This is a genomic window from Glycomyces paridis, from assembly GCF_004912155.1.
Taxonomy (GTDB): domain Bacteria; phylum Actinomycetota; class Actinomycetes; order Mycobacteriales; family Micromonosporaceae; genus Glycomyces; species Glycomyces paridis.
The window spans coordinates 301,200-320,308 of sequence record NZ_STGX01000003.1 but is presented as its reverse complement, the minus strand read 5'-3'; the positions used below and the strand labels follow the sequence as shown (position 1 = coordinate 320,308).

Annotated in this window: 20 protein-coding genes; 5 read left to right on the top strand and 15 right to left on the bottom strand. The window is 72.7% G+C overall.

Translation table 11 applies throughout. The features are described 5' to 3' along the window. The first annotated feature begins 86 nt into the window (after positions 1 to 86). From E9998_RS05680 to E9998_RS05670, 3 genes are all read left to right on the top strand, one after another. Positions 87 to 1,862, top strand: coding sequence for a glycoside hydrolase family 3 protein (locus E9998_RS05680; protein ID WP_136528730.1), 1,776 nt, complete (start codon positions 87 to 89; stop codon positions 1,860 to 1,862). 8 nt (positions 1,863 to 1,870) lie between these two features. Further along, the gene (locus E9998_RS05675) at positions 1,871 to 3,121 is read left to right on the top strand and encodes an exo-beta-N-acetylmuramidase NamZ family protein (RefSeq protein ID WP_136528729.1); all 1,251 of its coding nucleotides are present in this window, start codon (positions 1,871 to 1,873) and stop codon (positions 3,119 to 3,121) included. Positions 3,122 to 3,384: 263 nt separating this feature from the next. Further along, a complete protein-coding gene (locus E9998_RS05670) occupies positions 3,385 to 4,893 on the top strand; it encodes a serine hydrolase domain-containing protein (RefSeq protein WP_158299700.1) in 1,509 nt (502 codons plus the stop codon). 21 nt (positions 4,894 to 4,914) lie between these two features. Here the strand turns inward: E9998_RS05670 and E9998_RS05665 are convergent, their stop codons facing one another. Next, positions 4,915 to 5,916, bottom strand: coding sequence for an SDR family oxidoreductase (locus tag E9998_RS05665; protein ID WP_136528727.1), 1,002 nt, complete (start codon positions 5,914 to 5,916; stop codon positions 4,915 to 4,917). Positions 5,917 to 6,006: 90 nt separating this feature from the next. Further along, the gene (locus E9998_RS05660) at positions 6,007 to 6,213 is read right to left on the bottom strand and encodes a hypothetical protein (RefSeq protein ID WP_204745264.1); all 207 of its coding nucleotides are present in this window, start codon (positions 6,211 to 6,213) and stop codon (positions 6,007 to 6,009) included. Between the two features lie 82 nt (positions 6,214 to 6,295). Between E9998_RS05660 and E9998_RS05655 the strand changes: the two genes are divergently transcribed. Then, a complete protein-coding gene (locus E9998_RS05655) occupies positions 6,296 to 6,934 on the top strand; it encodes a hypothetical protein (protein WP_136528726.1) in 639 nt (212 codons plus the stop codon). A 4-nt stretch (positions 6,935 to 6,938) separates the two neighbouring features. Here the strand turns inward: E9998_RS05655 and E9998_RS05650 are convergent, their stop codons facing one another. Then, on the bottom strand, positions 6,939 to 7,748 hold the full coding sequence (locus E9998_RS05650) for an AraC family transcriptional regulator (RefSeq protein ID WP_136528725.1): 810 nt from the start codon (positions 7,746 to 7,748) through the stop codon (positions 6,939 to 6,941). Positions 7,749 to 7,867: 119 nt separating this feature from the next. Between E9998_RS05650 and E9998_RS05645 the strand changes: the two genes are divergently transcribed. Next, positions 7,868 to 8,224, top strand: a complete 357-nt coding sequence (locus E9998_RS05645) for a VOC family protein (protein WP_136528724.1) — start codon at positions 7,868 to 7,870, stop codon at positions 8,222 to 8,224. Positions 8,225 to 8,243: 19 nt separating this feature from the next. Here E9998_RS05645 and E9998_RS05640 read toward each other — a convergent pair whose 3' ends face one another. The 12 genes from E9998_RS05640 to E9998_RS05585 form a co-directional block, all read right to left on the bottom strand. Then, a complete protein-coding gene (locus E9998_RS05640; RefSeq protein ID WP_136528723.1) occupies positions 8,244 to 8,807 on the bottom strand; it encodes a hypothetical protein in 564 nt (187 codons plus the stop codon). After that, the gene (locus E9998_RS05635) at positions 8,804 to 9,325 is read right to left on the bottom strand and encodes a DUF6286 domain-containing protein (protein ID WP_136528722.1); all 522 of its coding nucleotides are present in this window, start codon (positions 9,323 to 9,325) and stop codon (positions 8,804 to 8,806) included. The genes E9998_RS05640 and E9998_RS05635 overlap by 4 nt, the downstream gene beginning before the upstream one ends. After that, on the bottom strand, positions 9,322 to 9,705 hold the full coding sequence (locus E9998_RS05630; protein WP_136528721.1) for a hypothetical protein: 384 nt from the start codon (positions 9,703 to 9,705) through the stop codon (positions 9,322 to 9,324). The genes E9998_RS05635 and E9998_RS05630 overlap by 4 nt, the downstream gene beginning before the upstream one ends. After that, complete coding sequence (locus E9998_RS05625) at positions 9,698 to 9,874, bottom strand: DUF2273 domain-containing protein (protein WP_136528720.1); 177 nt, start codon at positions 9,872 to 9,874, stop codon at positions 9,698 to 9,700. The genes E9998_RS05630 and E9998_RS05625 overlap by 8 nt, the downstream gene beginning before the upstream one ends. Continuing rightward, entirely contained in the window at positions 9,871 to 10,173 is a 303-nt protein-coding gene (locus E9998_RS05620; protein WP_204745263.1) for a hypothetical protein, read from the bottom strand. Before E9998_RS05620 ends, E9998_RS05625 begins: the two co-directional genes overlap by 4 nt. 5 nt (positions 10,174 to 10,178) lie before the next feature. Then, on the bottom strand, positions 10,179 to 10,619 hold the full coding sequence (locus E9998_RS05615; RefSeq protein ID WP_136528718.1) for an Asp23/Gls24 family envelope stress response protein: 441 nt from the start codon (positions 10,617 to 10,619) through the stop codon (positions 10,179 to 10,181). Positions 10,620 to 10,710: 91 nt separating this feature from the next. Next, positions 10,711 to 12,168 (bottom strand): glycoside hydrolase, encoded by a 1,458-nt coding sequence (locus tag E9998_RS05610; RefSeq protein WP_136528717.1) that lies wholly within the window; start codon positions 12,166 to 12,168, stop codon positions 10,711 to 10,713. Between the two features lie 114 nt (positions 12,169 to 12,282). After that, entirely contained in the window at positions 12,283 to 13,914 is a 1,632-nt protein-coding gene (locus E9998_RS05605; RefSeq protein ID WP_136528716.1) for a SulP family inorganic anion transporter, read from the bottom strand. Then, a complete protein-coding gene (locus E9998_RS05600; protein WP_136528715.1) occupies positions 13,911 to 14,864 on the bottom strand; it encodes a formylglycine-generating enzyme family protein in 954 nt (317 codons plus the stop codon). The genes E9998_RS05605 and E9998_RS05600 overlap by 4 nt, the downstream gene beginning before the upstream one ends. 66 nt (positions 14,865 to 14,930) lie before the next feature. After that, positions 14,931 to 16,034: a signal peptidase I gene (locus tag E9998_RS05595; RefSeq protein WP_136528714.1), complete on the bottom strand. Its 1,104-nt coding sequence runs from the start codon at positions 16,032 to 16,034 to the stop codon at positions 14,931 to 14,933. Continuing rightward, the gene (locus E9998_RS05590) at positions 16,013 to 16,576 is read right to left on the bottom strand and encodes a M73 family metallopeptidase (RefSeq protein ID WP_136528713.1); all 564 of its coding nucleotides are present in this window, start codon (positions 16,574 to 16,576) and stop codon (positions 16,013 to 16,015) included. Before E9998_RS05590 ends, E9998_RS05595 begins: the two co-directional genes overlap by 22 nt. A gap of 103 nt (positions 16,577 to 16,679) precedes the next feature. Beyond that, positions 16,680 to 19,013, bottom strand: a complete 2,334-nt coding sequence (locus E9998_RS05585) for an arylsulfatase (RefSeq protein ID WP_136528712.1) — start codon at positions 19,011 to 19,013, stop codon at positions 16,680 to 16,682. Between the last annotated feature and the right edge of the window lie 96 nt (positions 19,014 to 19,109).

The window sequence follows — 19,109 nt, the reverse complement described above, 5'->3', positions numbered from 1 at the left end:
CATACCCGGTCGCAGTGCCGCATTTCGCAGTGCCGCATCCGGGGCCGGGCCCCATCCCCGTTCCCGCGCAGACTGGAGTCCGCCCCATGGAGACGCATCCCCGCCGGACCGTGCTCGCCGCCGCACTCGGAGCCGCCGCGGCGGCCGCCGTCGCAGGCCCCGCCGAGGCCGATGGCGGGCGCCGCCGCAGTTTCGTCAAGCGGCGCCTCAGGGCGATGAGCCTGGAGGAGAAGGTCGGCCAGCTCTTCACCACGTACGCCTACGGCCAGACCGCCGACACGACGGCCGCCGCCGACGTCGCCGCCAATCAGGCGGCGCACGGCGTCGACAACGCCACCGCGCTCATCGCGACCTACCACCTCGGCGGGATCATCTACTTCGCCTGGTCGAACAACGTCGCGAACCCCGACCAGATCACCGCGCTCTCCAACGGGCTCCAGGACGCGGCCCTCGAGGGCTGCGGCACGCCGCTGTTCATCGCCACCGACCAGGAGCACGGGCTCGTCACCCGCATCGGCCCTCCCGCCACGCAGCTGCCGGGCGCCATGGCCCTCGGCGCGACCCATGACCCCGAGGCCGCCCGCGCCGCCGCCGTCCTCAGCGGCACCGAGCTGCGCGCGATGGGCCTGAACCAGAACTTCGCCCCCGACGCCGACGTCAACGTCAACCCGGCCAACCCGGTGATCGGCGTGCGCTCCTTCGGGTCCGACCCCGAGCACGTCGCCGCGATGGTCGCGGCGCAGGTGGAGGGCTACCAGGCACGCGGGGACCTCGCCTCCACCGTCAAGCACTTCCCCGGGCACGGGGACACCGCCGACGACAGCCACGCCGAGCTGCCGCGCATCGAGCACACCTACGAGGAGTGGCGCGCGATCGACGCCCCGCCGTTCGCCGCCGCGATCGACGCCGGTGTGGACGTCGTCATGACCGCCCACCTCCAGTTCCCCGCGCTCGACGCGTCGCTGCGGCCCGCGACCCTGTCCGAACCCGTCCTCACCGGACTGCTGCGCGAGGAACTGGGCTACGACGGGCTCGTGGTGACCGACTCGCTCCAGATGGACGGCGTGCGCGAGGGCTACGGCGACGACCGCGTCCCGGTGCTCGCGCTCCAGGCCGGGGCCGACGTGCTGCTCATGCCGATGGACATCGACCTCGCCTACAACGCGGTCCTCGCCGCCGTCGCCGAAGGCGAGCTCACCGAGCGGCGCATCGACGCCTCGGTGACACGCATCCTCGACCTCAAGTACCGTCTCGGGCTCTTCGAGGACCCGTACGCCGACCCCGACCTGGTCGGCCAGGTCGTCGGCACCGCCGCGAACCTCGAAGCGGCCCAGGCGCTCAGCGACCGGACCACCACCCTCGTCGTCAACGACGGGACGCTCCCGACGCCGACCGACGGCGGGTTCGTCCTCGTCACCGGCTGGGGCGAGACCACCACGAACGTGGTCGCCGCCGAGTTCGGCGCGCGCGGCTGGAGCGCCGAGCGGGTCGTCACCGGCCTCGCCCCCACCGCGGCCCAGATCGCCGCGGCGGCGGCCGCCGCCGACGGCAAGGGCCTCGTCGTCGTGTGCACCAACGGCATCGCCGACAACCCGGCCCAGGCCGACCTCGTGGACGCGCTCGCGGCCACCGGCGTCCCGCTCGTCGCGCTCGGCGTCAGGAACCCCTACGACATCGCGTACGTCGCCGACTCGGTCCACGCCTACCTGGCGACCTACTCGTACGCCGCCGACGGGCTCGAATCGGCCGTCCGCGCGATCACCGGCGCGCTCGCCCCGCAGGGGCGCCTGCCGGTCGACATCCCCCACGCCGACGATCCCGAGGCGGTCCTGTTCCCCTTCGGCCACGGCCTCGAATACTAGGAGACACCATGCAGCGCAGGAGACTCCTCGGCGGCGCCGTCGCCGGGGCCGCCCTGGCCGCGGCCACCGCCGCGCCCGCCCACGCCAAGCCGAAACGCCGCGTCAAGACCGGCGTCGAAGTGCTCGCCGAGGACGGCTTCGCCGAACTCGCCGGCCAGCGCGTCGGCGTCATCTCGAACCCCACGGGTGTCCTCCCCGACCTCACGCACGAGGTGGACCTCATGCACGGCAGCGGGAAGGTCGACGTGGCGGCGGTGTTCGGCCCCGAGCACGGCTTCCGCGGGGTCTCGCAGGCGGGCGAGGGCGAGGACTTCTTCCTCGACGCGAAGACCGGGCTGCCGGTGTACAACGCGTACAACGACATGGACCGGATGGCGGAGGTGTTCGCCGAGACCGGGATCGAGACGGTCGTGTTCGACATCCAGGACGTGGGGTCGCGGTTCTACACGTACATCTGGACGATGTACCTGGCGCTGGAGGCGGCGGGGCGGCTGGGGCTGCGGTTCGTGGTGCTCGACCGGCCGAACCCGGTGTCGGGGGCGGCGGCGAGCGGGCCGGTGCTCCATCCCGAGCACGCGACGTTCGTGGGGCTCAAGCCGATCGCGCAGCGGCACGGGATGACGGTGGGCGAACTCGCGTCGCTGTTCAACGGGGAGTTCACGGCTGAGCCGGCGGATCTGACGGTGGTGCGGATGGAGGGCTGGAAGCCGCGGTCGTACTTCGAGGAGACGGGGCTGCCGTGGATCGCACCGTCGCCGAACATGCCGACGGTGGACACGGCCGTGGCGTACCCGGGGACGTGCCTGTTCGAGGCGACGGCGCTGTCGGAGGGGCGGGGCACGACGAAGCCGTTCGAGCTGCTGGGCGCGCCGGGGATCGACCACGTCTGGGCGGAGTCGATCGGGGGCCTGGCGGGGGCGCGGGTGCGGGAGGCGTACTTCTCGCCGTGGTTCTCGAAATGGCAGGGCTCGGTGTGCGGCGGGGTGGAGCTCCAGGTGACCGATAGGTCCGAGTTCGATCCAATCAGGACGGCGCTGGCGATGATCGTGGCGCAGCGGCGGGCCTTCCCGGAGTACGGGTGGCGCTCGCAGGACCAGACCTCGTTCTGGCTGGACAAGCTCACCGGGAACCAGGCGGTGCGGCTGGCGATCGAGGCGGGCGCGGACGCCGAGGACCTGCCGGGACTGTGGGCCGAGGAATTGGATGCGTTTTCCGAGCAAAGAGAGTCGTATTTGCTCTATCGCCGCACCGCACAGTGATGGCACGATGACGAGGAGACACCATGCAGCGCCGAACCGTACTGGGGGGCGTGGCGGGGGCGGCCTGTTCCGCGCTCGCGTTCGCGACCCGTGCCAATGCCGAGGAGCATCCCTCAATGCCCGAACTGACCGGCCCGCCGACAGCCGGACCCTACGACGTGACCTTTCCGGCGACCCCCCGTCGACTGCACTACGGCTCGTGCGCGAGTGCGGGTCTGACCGGTGCGCACGTGAGTCGGATAGTCCCCGAACTACAGTCCCATATGGAGGGTCTTGAGCCCTCGTTCCCCGGGTACGCGCTGCTGGCGGCCCGCGACGGGGTCGTGGTGGTCCACGAGGCGGGCGGCCACCGGCTGCGATACTCCGGCTGGGACGAGGCGGCCGGCACGCCGGTCGAGCTGCCTCCCGAGCAGTGGGAGGCGGCCGAGACCGACACGGTCTACGACCTCGCCTCGATCTCGAAGCTGTTCACCGCCACCGTCACCGGCGTCCTCATCGACGAGGGGCTCATCGACCTCAAGGCCGCAGTCGTGGAGCACCTGCCGGGCTTCGACGCGTTCGACGCCGCGAAGTCGCCGATCACGCTGGGACAGCTGCTGTCCCACACCTCGGGGATGATCGCGTTCGTCAAGCTCTACGACCTGCCCGACGAACAGGCGCGCATGGAGGCGATCTACGCGCACCCGCTGCGGCGCCCGCCGGGCTCCGGCTACGAGTACTCCGACCTCAACCTCATCGTCCTGGGCAAGATCCTCGAACAGGTCACCGGCCGCACGCTCGACGACCTCGTGGCCGAGCTGATCTGCGAACCGCTGGGCCTGCGCGACACCGGCTACAACCCGCCCGACCCCTCGCGGACCGCCGCCACCGAGTACCAGCCGTGGACCGGCCGGGGCATGGTGCGCGGCGAGGTGCACGACGAGAACGCCTGGGGCTTCGGCGGGGTCGCCGGGCACGCGGGCGTGTTCGCGACCGCGTGGGACCTCGCGGTGTTCGGCCAGATGATCCTCAACGGCGGCCGGTACCGGGACGCGGTGATCCTCTCCGAGGCCACCGCGCGGCTGATCTTCACCGACCAGAACGCCGGGCTCGGCGAGAGCGCCGCGCGCGGCCTCGGCTGGCAGCTCGGCCAGCGCTGGTACATGGACGCGATGAGCTCACCGGTCACGGTGGGCCACACCGGGTACACCGGCACCTCGATCGTGCTCGACCCGCTGGCCGGGACGCTGCTGGTGCTGCTCACCAACCGCGTGCACCCGACGCGGGAGCGGGGCACGGCCTCGGCGTACCGGCGCGCGGCGAGCCGACCGTTGGGCCGGGCGGTGCCGGTCGAGCCGCGCTCGGGCGGGCGGGCCTGGTTCGCCGGGCAGGCGGACGCGACCCGGGCGACGCTCACTGCGGCGCTGGCGAAGCCGGCCGCGCGGGCGAAGGCCGAGTTCGCGCTCTGGTACGACACCGAGACGACCGACGCGGGCGCGTTCGAGGCGAGCGCCGACGGCGTCACGTGGACGGCGCTGCCGCTGGACCTGCGCACCGAGGACCACCACTGGCGCACCGAGGGCGCGTTCTCGGGCTACTCGGGGCGGCGGTGGATCGCCGCGCGCGCGGACGTGCCGGACGGCACGACCACGCTGCGCTGGGTCTACACGAGCGATCCGCTGTACCAGGGCCGCGGCGTGTACGTCGACGCGATCGAGGTCCGCTCGGGCCGGACCGTGCTGTGCGACGGCGGCGGGCTCGAGGCGGACGGCTGGGAGCGGGTGCGGGACTGAGGGGAACGCCGGCGGGCGTTCCTAGTCCATCGGGCGGGGGGCGTAGCGGTCGGCGAGCCAGTCCATGAGGGCGTCGGTCTTCGGGTCGACGGTCTGGAACGCGGGGTTCGCGTCATGCCAGGCAACGACCTCGCGGGCGCCGAGCCTGTACGGGGTCGCGTCGATGCCGAACTCGGGCACGAGGCGCTTGACCTTCGTGTTGTCGAAGACCATCGTGTTGGACTTGTCGCCGAGGAGACCGGCGCCCCAGTTCGGGTCGGCGGCGGCGATGGCGTCGGAGGCGACGTGCACCAGGTGCGGCTCCACGCCGGCGGCCTCGGCGATGTGACCGAAGATCTGGTTCCAGGTGGGGGCCTCGTCGCCGGTGATGTGGAAGGCCTCGCCGATCGCGGCCTCCTTGGCGAGGAGCCCCACGAAACCGACCGCGAAGTCGCGGCTGTGGGTGATGGTCCACAGCGAGGTGCCGTCGCCGTGGACGATGACGGGCTTACCGGCGCGCATCCGCTCCACGACGGTCCAGCCGCCGTCGAAGGGCAGGAGGGTCTCGTCGTAGGTGTGCGAGGGCCGGATGATCGTCATCGGGAAGTCGTCGTCGCGGTAGGCGGCGGTGAGGAGCTCCTCGCAGGCGATCTTGTCGCGCGAGTACTGCCAGAAGGGGTTCTTCAGCGGCGTCGACTCGGTGACCGGCATGTGGGTGGGCGGGGTCTGGTAGGCCGAGGCGGAGCTGATGAACAGGTACTGGCCGCAGCGGCCGGTGAACAGCTCGATGTCGCGCCGAACCTGCTCGGGGGTGAAGTTGACCCAGTTGACGACCGCGTCGAAGGTCCGGTCACCGAGCGCCTCGCGCACGGAGTCCGCGTCGTTCGCGTCGGCGGTCAGGAGGGCGACCTCGGGCGGGAGCAGGCGCTCGCCGGTGCGGCCGCGGTTGAGGACGGTGACCTCCATGCCCTGGCGGACGGCCTCGTGGACGCACGAGGTGGAGATCCGGCCGGTACCGCCGATGAACAGCACGCTGACACTCATGAGCGACCTACTTTCAGTTTTTCGTTCCCGGAGACAGGCCCACCCTACTCGCCGGGAGGCGCTTGCCGAGCGGGTCGCCGGAGCCGGCCGTCAGCGCCTGCGGCGGCGCGTGAAGCGGCGGAACGAGCGGGTCTCGCCGCCGAGCAGGGCGCCGAGGACGAGCCCTATGAGGCCGAACAGCGCGGCGATCACGAGGCCCTCCGCTCCTCCGGCGAGGAAGGCCAGGGCGAGCAGCAGCCCGGCGATCAGTCCGATGTGCGAGGCGCGCATGGCGACTCCGATCCGTGAGGCGAACATTGCTCCACTATGGGTACCCCTTCGGGCCTGCGCCAACCGCGCCGGGACCGGATCGGTGGACCCGGCCCGGCACAATGGCGCCATGCGCAACTTCCTCCCCTCGGGCGTGCCGTGGGGCTCTCCCGCCGCCGACACCGTCCCGCTGCCGCCGTTCGCGAGCCCGGCCGACCACGACCGGTTCACGCGGCTCCTGCAACTGCACGTGGCGCTCGTGGACGACGGCGGGCCGTCGCTGGCGGCGAAGACCCTCGGCTCGGCGCTCGATCCGCGCGGGCCCCGGTCCGAGCGGCTCACCGACCTCGAACTGCACACCGCCCTCGCGACCGGGTTCCCCGCCCCGTGGACCCCGGCCGCGCTCGCGGACGCCCTCGGCGGAGGCCGCGACGCGCCCCGGGAGCTCCCGGACGGACGCTGGGGCTGGGGCTTCGACCCGGACTTCACCGCGACCCCGCGCGAGGGCGGCGGCTGGACGATCGAGCGGCACGAGCGCGGCTCCAAGAGCTACCAGGACCTCGAACACGACCGCGACCTGGTGCTCCTGTGGGCGGAGGACTACTCCAGCCGCTTCTCCTATCCGTACGGCTGGCGCGTCGACCCCGCCGACGCGGCGGCACTGGCCGAAGGCGCCCGCGCGGTGCGCGGCGCCCACGCGCACGACACGTCGTACCGGTACCTGGAGAACTGGCGCGGCGAACGCGAGGAGTACCTCGCCGAAGGCTGACGGCTCAGCGGGGCCGGTCGCCCAGGAGGCGCCGCAGGGCCGTCGGCGTGTGCCCGTAGTGGCGCTTCACCGTGCGCCCCAGGTGGGCCTGGTCGGCGAAGCCCAGTTCGGCCGCGATCTCGGCCAGGCCGGTTGCGCCCTCTTCGATCAGGTCGAGGGCCCGGCCGACGCGGACCCGGTTGCGGTAGTGGGTGAGTGAGACGCCGAGACGGCGGCTGAACGCCCGGCTGAGCCGGAAGGGCGAGACGTCGAGCAGGGACGCGAGGGACATCAGGTCGGCCGAGCGCGGGTGGTCGGCACCGATGGCCTCGCAGGCGACGGCGACGAGCCCGCGGTCGGCGCCCGCGCCGCCGCGCCAGGGCGGCGGTCCGTCCGCGAGCTGCCGCAGCGCGCCGGTCAGCAGGGCGAGCAGGTGTTCGGTCAGGGCGAAGTCGACGTCGGCGCCGGAGGCGAGCACGCGCCGGTGGGCGAGGTCGACCGCGGCGTCCACGTAGAAGGCGCCGCGTACGGGCGCTGGCCCTTCACCGGCCGCGTCCGCCCAGAGCGCTTCGCCGATCCTGATCGAGGTGCACCGGTCGCCGCCGCAGGGATGCGCGAACTCCTCGCACTCCCCCGGTGCGCCTATGTAGCCCGTCGCCGGGTCCACGTAGGAGGCGACGCCGTCGGCGCGCCTGCGGAACCGGCCCCTGCGAACCAACACGATCCGGTGGCCGTCCTGCTCCGACTCCTCGGTCCAACCGCGGTGCTCGTCGACGCAGGTCACGGCCGAGACGTCGAAGTCCGACCGTCGGGCCAGGGTGCGTGCGGTGAGCATGGGGCGCACGCTACCTGCCGGGTCCGACAGCGGGCCGCAAGGATGTTCAAGCCGGGACCCGGGCGCTGCGTGCAGACTCGTCGTCGTCAACGACCACCGAGTCACAGGAGTACCGAATCATGCCCGCGATCGCCGCACTCACCACCGTCGTCCTCGACGCCGCCGACCCCGAGGCCCTCGCCGCGTTCTACGGGAAGGTCACCGGCTGGCCGGTCGCCTACCGCGACGAGGACACCGTACAGCTCGGTGGCGGGGCCCTGAGCCTGGGCTTCCAGCGCGTCGCAGGGTACCGGGGCCCCGGCTGGCCCGACGACGCCAAGCACTGCCACCTCGACTTCGCCGTCGCCGACGTCGGGCAGGCCGTCGAGTCGCTGCTGGCGGCCGGGGCGACCCGGCCGGAGTTCCAGCCCGGCGGTGGGGACTGGACCGTCCTCGCCGACCCCGAGGGCCACCTGCTCTGCCTCAGCGCCGCATAGCGGTCCGCCCGCAGGGCGCTCAGTGCACGCGGGGCGTCTTGCGGGCGCCCGGCCTGCGTGGCGGGTCGATGAGGAGGCGCACGGCCACCTCGCCGTCCGGGAAGGCCTCGGCGACCGAGTCGGTGAGCGATTCGGCGGCCCTGAGCAGCGAGGCGCCGTCGGCGCGCGGGTCGACGTTCGCGCGCAGTTCTATGAGCTGACCTGACCCGGTGCGGCGGCGCCTGCCGGTGACGTGGTCGACCGGCGCGGCGCGCTCGAAGTCGGCCCGCAGCTTCGGCACGATCGAGCGCACGTCGACCTCGATGCGGTCGGCGCCGTCCGCGGCGAGCGGCACCCGGCCCTCGACACCGCGCGGGATGCGCGCGAGCAGCCACCACACGGCCAGGACGGCGAGCACCAGCGCGGCGCCGGCGGCGGCCCAGGCGAACCAGTCGGCGCCGACCGCGTCGGCGATCCGGTCGGTCTCCAGGCGGTCCCAGCCGCCGAAGAAGTCGAAGCGCCACTCCAGGACCGCGCCGCCGAGGACCACGAGGAGCAGTCCCAGCATGATCACCGCCGGGCGGTCGACCGCGAGCCTCCTCATCGGCTCGCCTCCTTCGCCTGCACCGACACTTCGAGGTCGGCGAGCCCGGAGAGCCGGTCCCCCACGCGGTCCACGATCCCGGCGACGCCCGCCTCAGTGCCCGGCGACAGCAGCGCCTCCACCCGCAGGCGCCGGCGCCGGACCTCGCCGCTGCCGTGGAGCACGCCCGGGGCCCGCTCGGCGGCGTCGGCGGCCAGCGCCTCGATCGCGCGCGGCGCGATCCACAGGTCGGAGCGGCCCGTCGCGCGCGCATGGCTGCGGCGGGCGGGCAGGCACGCGGCGACGAGCAGCCACAGGCCGAGGAGGGCCGCGGCGATGCCGCAGGCGAGCACGAGGGCGGAGGGGGCCGGGTCGTCGAGCGCGGCGACGGCCGCGCTGAGCCAGGAGTCGGCGCCGGTCCAGCCGCGCGCGGCGGCGGCGTGCTGGCCGAGCACGAGCGCGAGGGCGGCCAGGAGCAGGGCGCCGACGAGGCCGAACCAGGTGGCGGCGGGCAGTCGCCGCGGGTCGCGGGCCTTCACTGGACCCTCCGTTCCGCGCCGTCGGCGGCGTCCACGAGGTGCACGGTGACGTCGAGGGCGACCACGTCGAGGCCGGTGATCCTGGTGGCCTCCTCGCGGACGCGGGCGGCGAGGCCCCGCGCGGTGGCGGCCGTCGGGCCGGGCCAGCGGACGCCGACGTCGAGGCTGGCCCACACGCGGCCGTGCTTGACGGTGGCGCGGGCGCGAGGGTAGCCGCGCACGAGCAGGCCCGACCGCTCGGCCGAGCCGGGCGCCCCGCGGGCGGCGCCTTCGAACACGCGGGTCACGGCGGTGCCGGTGACGCGCAGGGAGCCGCGCTCCTCGGCGGCCCGCTCGGGTCCGCCGGGGAGGTCGGCTATCGCGAAGGCCTCCTCAGTCACGGCGGCCTCGGAACCGGTCGAAGACGTCGAACTCGCCGCTGATCCTGCCGGCGACGGCGAAGCCGACCGCGCCGAGGACGACGGCGAGCAGGAACCCGGTGAAGCCGCCGGTGATGACGGCGATCGCCAGGAGCAGGCCGACCGCGAGGCCGGCGAAGGATGCTTTCATGTTCGGTCCTCGTCTCTGGGTTCGCCGACGTCCTCGACGGTGACGGCGACGGTGCGGGCGCCGGTCAGCGGGAGCAGCGCGGCCCGGAGGGCCTCGGCGGTGGCGCGCATGTCGGCGTCCCAGGCGACGGCCACGTGGACGGCGCAGGTGTCGGCGTCGATGCGCAGTCCGGGTATGCGCCGTCCGGGCAGGGCGGTGGCGATCGCGTCGCCGGGTCCGCCGTGCAGGCCCTCGACGCCCGGGACCGCCAGGGCCGCCGCGGCGATCGCGTCGGCGGTGGCGGCGAAGTCGGCGGCCACGGCGGTCACTCGACCCGCGGGTCGGCGTCGCCCTCGTCCTCGGAGTCCCCTTCGAGGTGGACGTCGTGGACGACGATGTTGACCTCGGTGACCTCCAGCCCGGTCATGCGCTCGACGGCGTCGACGACGTTGCGGCGCACGCCCGCGGCGAGGTCGGCGATGGCGATGCCGTAGTCGGCGACCAGGTCGAGGTCGACGGCGGCCTGGCGTTCGCCGACCTCGACGGAGACGCCCTGGCCGAAGTTGGTGCGCGAGCCGGGTATGCGCTCGCGGAGCGCGCCGACGGTGCGGCTGACGCCGCCGCCGAGGCTGTAGACGCCCGCGACCTCGCGGGTGGCGATCCCGGCGATCTTGGCGACCACCTGGTCGGCGATCGTGGTCTTGCCCTGGTCGCTCGCGAGCGCGCTGTCGCTCTGCGCTTTGGCCGCGGTGGTCTTCTCCGTCATCGCAGGTCCCCTCTGCCTCGCCGGTCACGGGGTTCCACGATCACACAGATGCGGGCCCCGCGCCGGGGAAAGGGGCGGAAGGGCCGGCGCCTCAGCGCTGGACGCCGCTGATCTCGAACGTCTGGACGGTGTTGGCGGGGAAGGCGCGGGAGAAGCGCTTGTTCGCGACGGAGGTGTCGGTGTAGGAGCGGTAGAGCTCGGAGCCGTCGGTCCTCGTCGACCAGCGCGCGACGGTCCCGTTGGGGACGGTGCCGAAGGCGGACAGGTCGTAGGTGACGGTCTGGGCGGTGCCGTAGTTGGTGGTGACGAGGACGAGCTTGCGGGCGGCGGCGTCGTAGGCGGCGATCGTGTTGCCCTCGCCGCCGTCGATGATGGTCATGCCGGGCCTGATGTGCCTGGCGTACTGGGCGAACACGTAGTACTTGGGGTTGACGGCGCCGAGGGTCCCGGCCTCGTTGTGCGCCTGGACGAGGCCCCAGCCGCCGCCGTCGAGGACCTGCCAGTAGCACCAGGCGGTGGGGTGGAGCCAGCGGAAGTCGAGGTTGAGGTTGCGGGCCAGGCGCAGGCCGCTGCCGTCGTTCTCGCCGTACTCGGAGTTCCAGAGGGTCTTCCCGGCGGCGTGGACGGCGCTGTAGACGGAGTCGCGGCGCCCGCCCTCGTACTGGTAGCCGTGGACGTTGACCTTGGCGACCTTGCCCTTGGCGCTGGAGGTGAGGCCGTTCCAGGTGCTCACGGCCTGGTCGTAGAGGGACTCGTCGGAGGCGGTGATGGGGGTGGAGTTGAGGCCGCGGGCGTCGAGCTCGGTGCGGAGGTGGTCGATGACGGTTGACTGGGTGGCGACGTTGAAGTGGCAGCCCTCCTGGGTGCCGGTGGCGGTCCACCAGTTCGCGATCGGCTCGTTGAACGGGTCGACGTAGTCGAAGTCGACGCCCCAGTGGTCATGGGAGTACTTGGCGACCGTGGCCATGTAGACGGCGTGCTGCTGCCGGTTCCAGGACTGGAGGTTGTCGGCGTTGCCGTCGGCGCCGCCGGAGGGGTTGTGGTTGGCGCACATCCACCACATGGGCGAGTTGGAGAACAGCTCGAAGAGGTTCGCGCCGCGGTCGCGGGCCTTCCACATGAGGTTGCGCTGGGCGCTGTCGACGTACCAGTTCCAGCTGGAGGAGGAGGGGTCGGAGGAGTTCCAGTCGAGCCAGTAGCCCTCCATCTGCCGCGAGGGCATCATGTTGGGCGAGACGACCATGCTCTCGCCGTTGATCGAGTTCCAGGAGCAGGCGCCGGCGTTGTAGCGGACGATGTTGAGGCCCAGGCCGGGGCGGGAGGCGCCGCCGAGGGAGACGTTGTTGCGGGTGAACATGAGGTCGGCGAGGTCGTCGCGGTCGCCCCAGCGCTTGCCCCACCAGCACAGGGAGGTGCCCCAGCCTTCCCATGTGCCCCAGGCGGATGCGGGGTTCGGTGTGGTCGTGTAGTCGGCTTGGGCGGCGGCGGGCGCCAGGGTGGCGCCCACGGTGCCCGCTCCGGCGGCGGTGAGGAGTGTACGGCGTCGCATGGGAGCCTCCTATCGATGATGATCGATATCATCCTGGCACTCCCGAGAGACAAAGTCAAATGCTTCGATAAAGGGCTGTACGAAGTGACGGCAGTGGCCCCTGTGGAGCGGCGGTCAGCCCCGCGCCGCGTCGAGGGCGTGCTCGACGTCCGGGTGGACCCGCCCGGCCGCCTCCCAGTCCGGCCACCAGGAGGCGCGGCGCGCGATCGTCAAGGCGCGCTGGGGAAGGCGTGCGAGCTGGAGTTCGATCCCGTCGCGGGCCAGCTGCCGGTCGAGCTCGGCGACCGCGTCGAGCACGGTCACCGACATCGTGGCCTGCGGGGCGAGGTCGAGGACCACGATGCGCGGCAGCGGGTCCTGCGCCGAAACGAGGTCGAGGACGCGGTTCTGAACAGACCGGACGCTGGCGGTGTACACGCCCGCGGTGGGGATGAGCACGAGGACCCCGGGCGCGGGCGCGTCGCCCGGGAGGGCAGCGCGCAGGCTCCCGTCCGGGGCGCGGCGCACCTCGGCCACGCCCACGTGGTTCGCCTCGCGCAGCACCAGGATCAGCGTGGTGCCCACGCCGACGGCGACGGCGGCGAGGAGCCCGGCGGTCAAGCCGACCGCGGCGGTCGCGACCGCCAGCGCGCAGTCGACCCGGTCGATGCGGGCGAGGCGCCGGAACTCCCCCGGCGTGACGAGTCCGAGGACGGCGGTCACGACGACGGCGGCGAGGGCCGCGCGCGGCAACAGGTCGAGGACGGGTGCGATCCACAGCGCGACGGCGACGGCGAGGCCGACGGTGACGAGCTGGGCGGCCTGGGTGCGGGCCCCGGCGCGGTCGTTGACGGCCGTCTGGGAGAAGCCCCCGGCGGAGGGCAGGGCGCCGAACCAGGCGCCGGCGAGGTTCGCGGCCCCGGCGGCGACGAGTTCGCGGTCGTTGTCGAGGGCGGGGTCGGAGGGGCGGCGCATGGCGCGGGCGACGGCGAGGGACTCCATGAAGACCATGAAGGCGATGGCGAGGGCGCCGGGCAGGAGACCGGCGGCCGCTTCGAGATCGGGGAGGCGGAGTTCGGGCAGGCCGGTGGGGACGGGGTCGATGAGGGCGACGCCGTGGTCGTCCAGGCCGAGGAGGGCGGTCGCGCCGATCGCGAGCGCGACGGCGACGAGCGGCGCGGGCACGGCCGGGAGGAGGCGGGGCAGGACGACGAGGACGGTGAGCAGCGCGGCGGCGAGGACGGCGGTGGCCGGGACGGTCTGCGGCAGTCGCTCGATCGCCGTGGCGGCCTGGGCGAAGAACCCGCCGGTCCCGGCGTCGTAGCCGAGGAGGGCCGGGACCTGGCCGATCGCGACGACGAGGCCGACGCCGGTCTTGACGCCGACGAGCACGGGCGTGTTGAGGTTCTCCACGAGGGAGCCGAGGCGCAGCAGGCGCAGGGCGACGAGGATGAGGCCGACTTCGAGGGTGAGCGCGGCGAGGGCGCCGAGCGATCCGGCCGCGACCCCGGCGGCCAGGAGGGTCGAGGCGGTGAGGGTGGCGACCGTGGAGGTGGTGCTGGTGCTCATGGCCTTCGCGCCGCCGAGGGCGGCGTAGACGAGCATCGGGACCATGCAGGTGTACAGGCCGACCTGGACGGGCATCCCGGCGACGGTCGCGTAGGCCATGGCCTGGGGGACGACGACGGCGCCGGCGGCGAGCCCGGCGAGGAGGTCGGCGCGCAGCCACCGCGCGCGGTAGCCGCGGAGGGTCGGGAAGAGGGTCACGGCGCCGAGCGGGCGCAGCGGAAGCCGAGGTGCCCGGTGGAGGTGTCGACGGTCTGCGGCAGGCGCGCGGCGGGCCGGTAGCGGCGGCAGTAGTTCGGGGCGCACAGGTAGGAGCCGCCCTTCATGACCTTGCGCGGGCGCCGTTCGGCGAGCGGCGCGGCGGGATCGACGCTGAGCAGGCGCTTCCCGCCGGTCGGGTCGCGGCGTGGTGCGGGCGCGCAGCAGGCGGGGGGGGGGTCAGGACGGTGGGCGGACCACCAGTCGGCGGTCCACTCCCACACGTTGCCGATCATGTCGTGGAGGCCGAAGTCGTTGGGGGCGTAAGTGTCTGCGGGTGAGGTCCAGTACCAGCCGTCGGCTTCGTCGTTGCGGAGCGGGAAGTCGCCCTGCCAGACGTTGGCGCGGTGCTCGCCGCCGGGGACGAGTTCGGCGCCCCAGGCGTACTCGGCGCCGTCGCGGCCGCCGCGGGCGGCGAACTCCCATTCGGCCTCGGTGGGCAGGCGCTTCCCGGCCCAGGCGGCGTACGCCTCGGCGTCGGCGAAGGCGAGGTGGACCACGGGGTGGTCGCCGAGGCCGTCGAGGTCGGAGCCGGGGCCTTGCGGGTGGCGCCAGTCGGCGCCGGGCAAGTGGGACCACCAGCGGTAGGCGTCGTCGAGGGGCACGGGCCGGTCGGGCGGGGTGAACACCGCGGAGGCGGGGACGAGCAGGTCGGGGTCGGCGCCGGGGTAGTCGGCGGGGTCGGGGGCGGTCTCGGCGGCGGTGACGTGCCCGGTGGCGGCGCAGAAGGCCGCGTAGTCGTCGTTGGTGACGGGCCGCAGGTCGATCTGGAAGGGGCCGACCTCGACGCGGTGCGCGGGGGCCTCCTCGGGGTAGTGGCGGTCCGAGCCCATCGTGAACGTCCCGCCCGCCAGGGCCGCCATGCCGTCCGTGGCCGTCTCCGTGTCCGTCATCGCCCGTCCTCCGCTCGCGCCGTCCTCAATGTAGGCGCGATCCGGACCGCGCCCGGGGATTTCCGGCTACGCGAGCCGGTTGCATGAACCTGTAAAACATGGCGGTAAAACGAAGTCGCAGGGCGTGCCGTTGAGGGAGAAGGCGCCGGGCGGTTCGGCGGCGAAGCCGCCGACGGAGCGGACCGTGATCGTCTGGATGGTGTTGGAGGCGCCGGGGTTGATGCCGCCCATCCAGTCGGCGGCCGCGTAGTGCACGTCCTGGCCGCTCTGTGACACGAGGCCGCCGTTGGGGCTCACGGTCACCGTCTGGTCCTCGTTGAAGGTCCAGTCGACCTCCCAGAGCGGTTCGACGGCCGCTTCGCCGTCGTTGTAGACGGTGATGGTGCCGCCCGCCTGCGTGGGACCCCACATGCTCCAGTGGACGCGGCAAGCGCCGTCGTCGCCGTCGTCCCAGGTGCCCGCGGCGAACTCGGCGCCGGTGTCGGTGGCGGCGGTGAAGTCGGCGTTGCCCGAGCCGGTACCGCGGAAGAACACGAGGTAGCCGCCGACGAGGACCGCGACGGTGGCGGTGGCGATCTCGGCGGCGCGGCGCATCCGGGTGCCGGGGCGCCCCAGGCCGATCGGCAGCGGGACGGCCCCGCGGATGAGGATCGCGGAGACCGCGAGGAACAGGCCGAACGCGAACCAGTCGCCGTCGTGGAGCCACACCACGGGCTTGCCGATGCCGGGCACGAGGATGCGGCCGATGCCGATGACGTCCTCGGGCGGCACGGGCGTGGAGTCGGCGTTCGCGTTCGCGTCGCCCGCGGTGGTGAACGTGCCGTCCTCGTTGACCTCCGCGATCCGGTGGAGGATCGGGTCGGGCGAGAGCCCGGCCGGGTCCTCGAAGCTGATGACCTGGCCCGCACGCAGCTCGGCTGGGTCGATCTCGCTGGTCAGGGCGATGTCGCCGACGCTGATCTTCGGCTCCATCGAACCGGAGACGACGGTGGTGCCGTTCCAGCCGAGGAGGCGCGGCAGCAGCGCCGCGGCGGCGAGGAACACGCCCACGGACAGGAGCCCGACGCAGACGGCCACGCGGGCGACGGTGGACCACGGGAGCTCCTCGAAGCGCCGCCTGCGAGGGGCCGGCTCGGGCGACTCCACGGTCAGCCCGTGCGGGCTTCCCACACGAACGTGGTGGCCGCGCCCGCGCCCTGGACGGAGTTCGGCGCGCCCGAGTCGAGCGTGTAGGCGATGGTGAACGTGGTGGTGTCGTTGTCCGACATGGTGTGCGTGAGCAGGCCGGAAGCGAAGTCGGTGGCGCCCTGGAGGTCGGCGAGCGTGCCGTTCCACGAGCCCCCGGCGTCGTCGGTGATCGCGAGGTTGAGGTACGGCGCGAGCCCGGTGTCGTCGTTGTCCTTGGTGTACATCTTGACCGTGGCGTCGGTCGCGCCGGTGTAGGTGACCGCGACGGCGCCGGAGTCGGAGTCGCCGGGCGCGAGGTCGGTGGCGGTGAAGACCGACGAGCCGCTCTTGTCGTTGGTGAGGTCGATCGAGGTGGCCGAGAACGTGCTCGAACCGGTCTCGGTGTCGGCGGTGAAGGCCGATCTGGAGACCTGGTAGACGAGCAGGACCGCCAGCGCGAGCGCGATGACGACGACCCCCGCGATGACCCAGACCTTGGCGCGGCTCCTGTTGCCGTCGTCTGCGGTGCCCGCGTCGTAGCCCATGGCGATCCCCCGATTCGCATTGCGGTCGTGACCTCTGAGGCTTACCACCGCCGGGGCCGGTCCGCAGCGTTCCGGCGGAATCGCGGACCGGCCCCGGCGCGGTTCAGTCGCGGGCCATCGCGGCGGCGTGGTGCTGTTCGAGGTCGACGTAGGCGTCGTCGGCGACGTCGAAGACGACCTTGGCGATGGTACCGCCGGTGAACTCGAAGCGGGGCTTGTACAGGGAGCTGACGGCGTCGCCGCCGTCGTAGCCGATGCACAGGCCCTCGCCGCAGAGCGTGAAGTGGCCGGAGTTGGTGCGGATCTCGGCCTCGGCGGCGACCTCGCCGTCGATGTGGAGCTTGAGCGGGCCGTGGGACTCGCCGTGCTCGCCGGTGCGGGCCTTGGTGAACTCGACGCCGACGAGGTGCTTGCCGGGTCCGGGCACGGGCGCGCTGACGCGCTGCTCGGGCGGGACGCCGAGGAAGTTGAACACGTAGTGGAGTTGGCCGTCCTCGATGAACAGGGCGTGGCCGCCGAAGCGCGAGCCCTGCGCGAAGACGACGCCGCGGGCCTGGTCGGTGAGGTCGAGCTCGGCGATGACCTTGTAGGACACGGCGTGGACGTTCGCGGCGGAGCGCTCGGGCACCGAGCTGGTGCCCGGGTAGTACACGTAGGTGCCCGAGGGCGGGACGGGCGCGTGGAACTCCATCTCCAGGAACTTCTGGAGGTCCTCGCCGATGACGTTCATGTCGTTGAGCGGCAGGACGTTGTTGCGCTTGGCCTCTTCGAGCCAGAGGGCCTGCATCTCGCGGAGCCGGTCGGGGTGCTCGTCGGCGAGGTCGCGGGCCTCGGAGCGGTCCTCGTCGGTGTGGAAGAGCTGCCAGACGTCCTTGTCGAAGCGGCCGCGGCCGAGGGTGGGGCCGTGCTCGGTGACGGCCTTCCAGCCCCGGTGCCAGATGGCGCGGTGGCCGAACATCTCGTAGTACTGGGTCTCCTTCGCGGTGGGCGCGTCGGCGGCGTCGAAGGAGTAGCGCATCGACACGCCCGCGAGGGGCGTCTGGCGGATGCCGCCGACGACCTCGGGGAACTCGACGCCGCAGGCGTCCAGGATCGTCGGGACGATGTCGGTGGCGTGGTGGTACTGGTCGCGGACCTCGCCGCGGGCCCTGATGCCTGCGGGCCAGTGGATCACGAGCGGGTCGCACACGCCGCCTTGGTAGACGTAGCGCTTGAACATGCGGTAGGGCGTGGAGAAGGCGGCGGCCCAGCCGGTCGGGTAATGGTTGTAGGCGTCGGGCGAGCCGAGCTTGTCCTTGAGCGGCAGGTTGTCCTCGATGCGGTCGGGCCAGCCGTTGAAGTACTTGCCCTCGTTGACCGAGCCGTTGGGGCTGCCCTCGCCGGAGGCGCCGTTGTCGGCGGCGTAGATGACGAGGGTGTTGTCGAGCTGCCCGGACTCCTCCAGGTAGTCGATGATGCGTCCGACCTGGGCGTCGGTGTACTCCGAGAGGGCGGCGTAGACCTCGGCCATGCGGGAGAAGAGGGCCCGCTCCTCGGCGGTGAGGGAGTCCCAGGGGCGCACGGCGTCGTTCGGCCCGAAGGTGCCGTCGGGCATCGGGTTGAGTTCGGTGAGGTCGGTGCCCTCGGGGAGGATGCCGCGCTCGATCATGCGCGGCAGGACCCATTCGCGGTAGGCCTCGTAGCCGTCGTCGAACTTCCCCTTGTACTTGTCGATGTACTCCTGGGGGGCGTGGTGGGGCGCGTGGTTGGCGCCGGGGCAGAACCACAGGTACCAGGGCTTCTCGGGCGCGGACTGCTTGGAGTCGCGGATGAAGGAGAGGGCCTTGTCGGCGAGGTCCTTGGAGAGGTGGTAGCCGTCCTCGGGCCCGTAGGGCTGGTCGATGTAGTGGTTGTCCTCGGCGAGGTCGGGGTACCACTGGTTGGTCTCGCCGCCGATGAAGCCGTAGAAGCGGTCGTAGCCCATGCCGAGCGGCCAGTTCTTCTTGGAGGCGCCCATGTGCCATTCGTCGACGGGCACGTTGTGGTTCTTGCCGACCCAGAAGGTGGACCAGCCGGCGTCGCGCAGGACGGTCGCCATGGTGGCGTTCTCGGCGGGCAGGTGCGAGGAGTAGCCGGGGAAGCCGGTGGAGGACTCCGAGATGGTCGCGAAGCCGTTCTGGTGGTGGTTGCGCCCGGTCAGGAAGCACGAGCGGGTGGGCGAGCACAGCGCGGTGGTGTGCCACTGGGAGTAGGTGAGGCCGTCTTTGGCGAGGCGGTCCATGGTGGGCATCTGGATGCGGCCGCCGTAGGGCGACCAGGCGGCGCAGCCGGTGTCGTCGTAGAGGACGACGAGGACGTTGGGCGCGCCTTCGGGAGCGGTCGCGTCGAGGAACGCGCTCCAGTCGGGCACGGAGTCGCGCACGTCGAGATTGATGGTGCCCTTGAATTCCCTGGCCATGTCTCCCCCTCAGGTCGCCGCCGTGCCGGTCGCGGGCGCCGTGGGCGCCCGATCGCACAGGGCAAGGCGAGGGTATCGACGCGGCCGGTCCCCTGT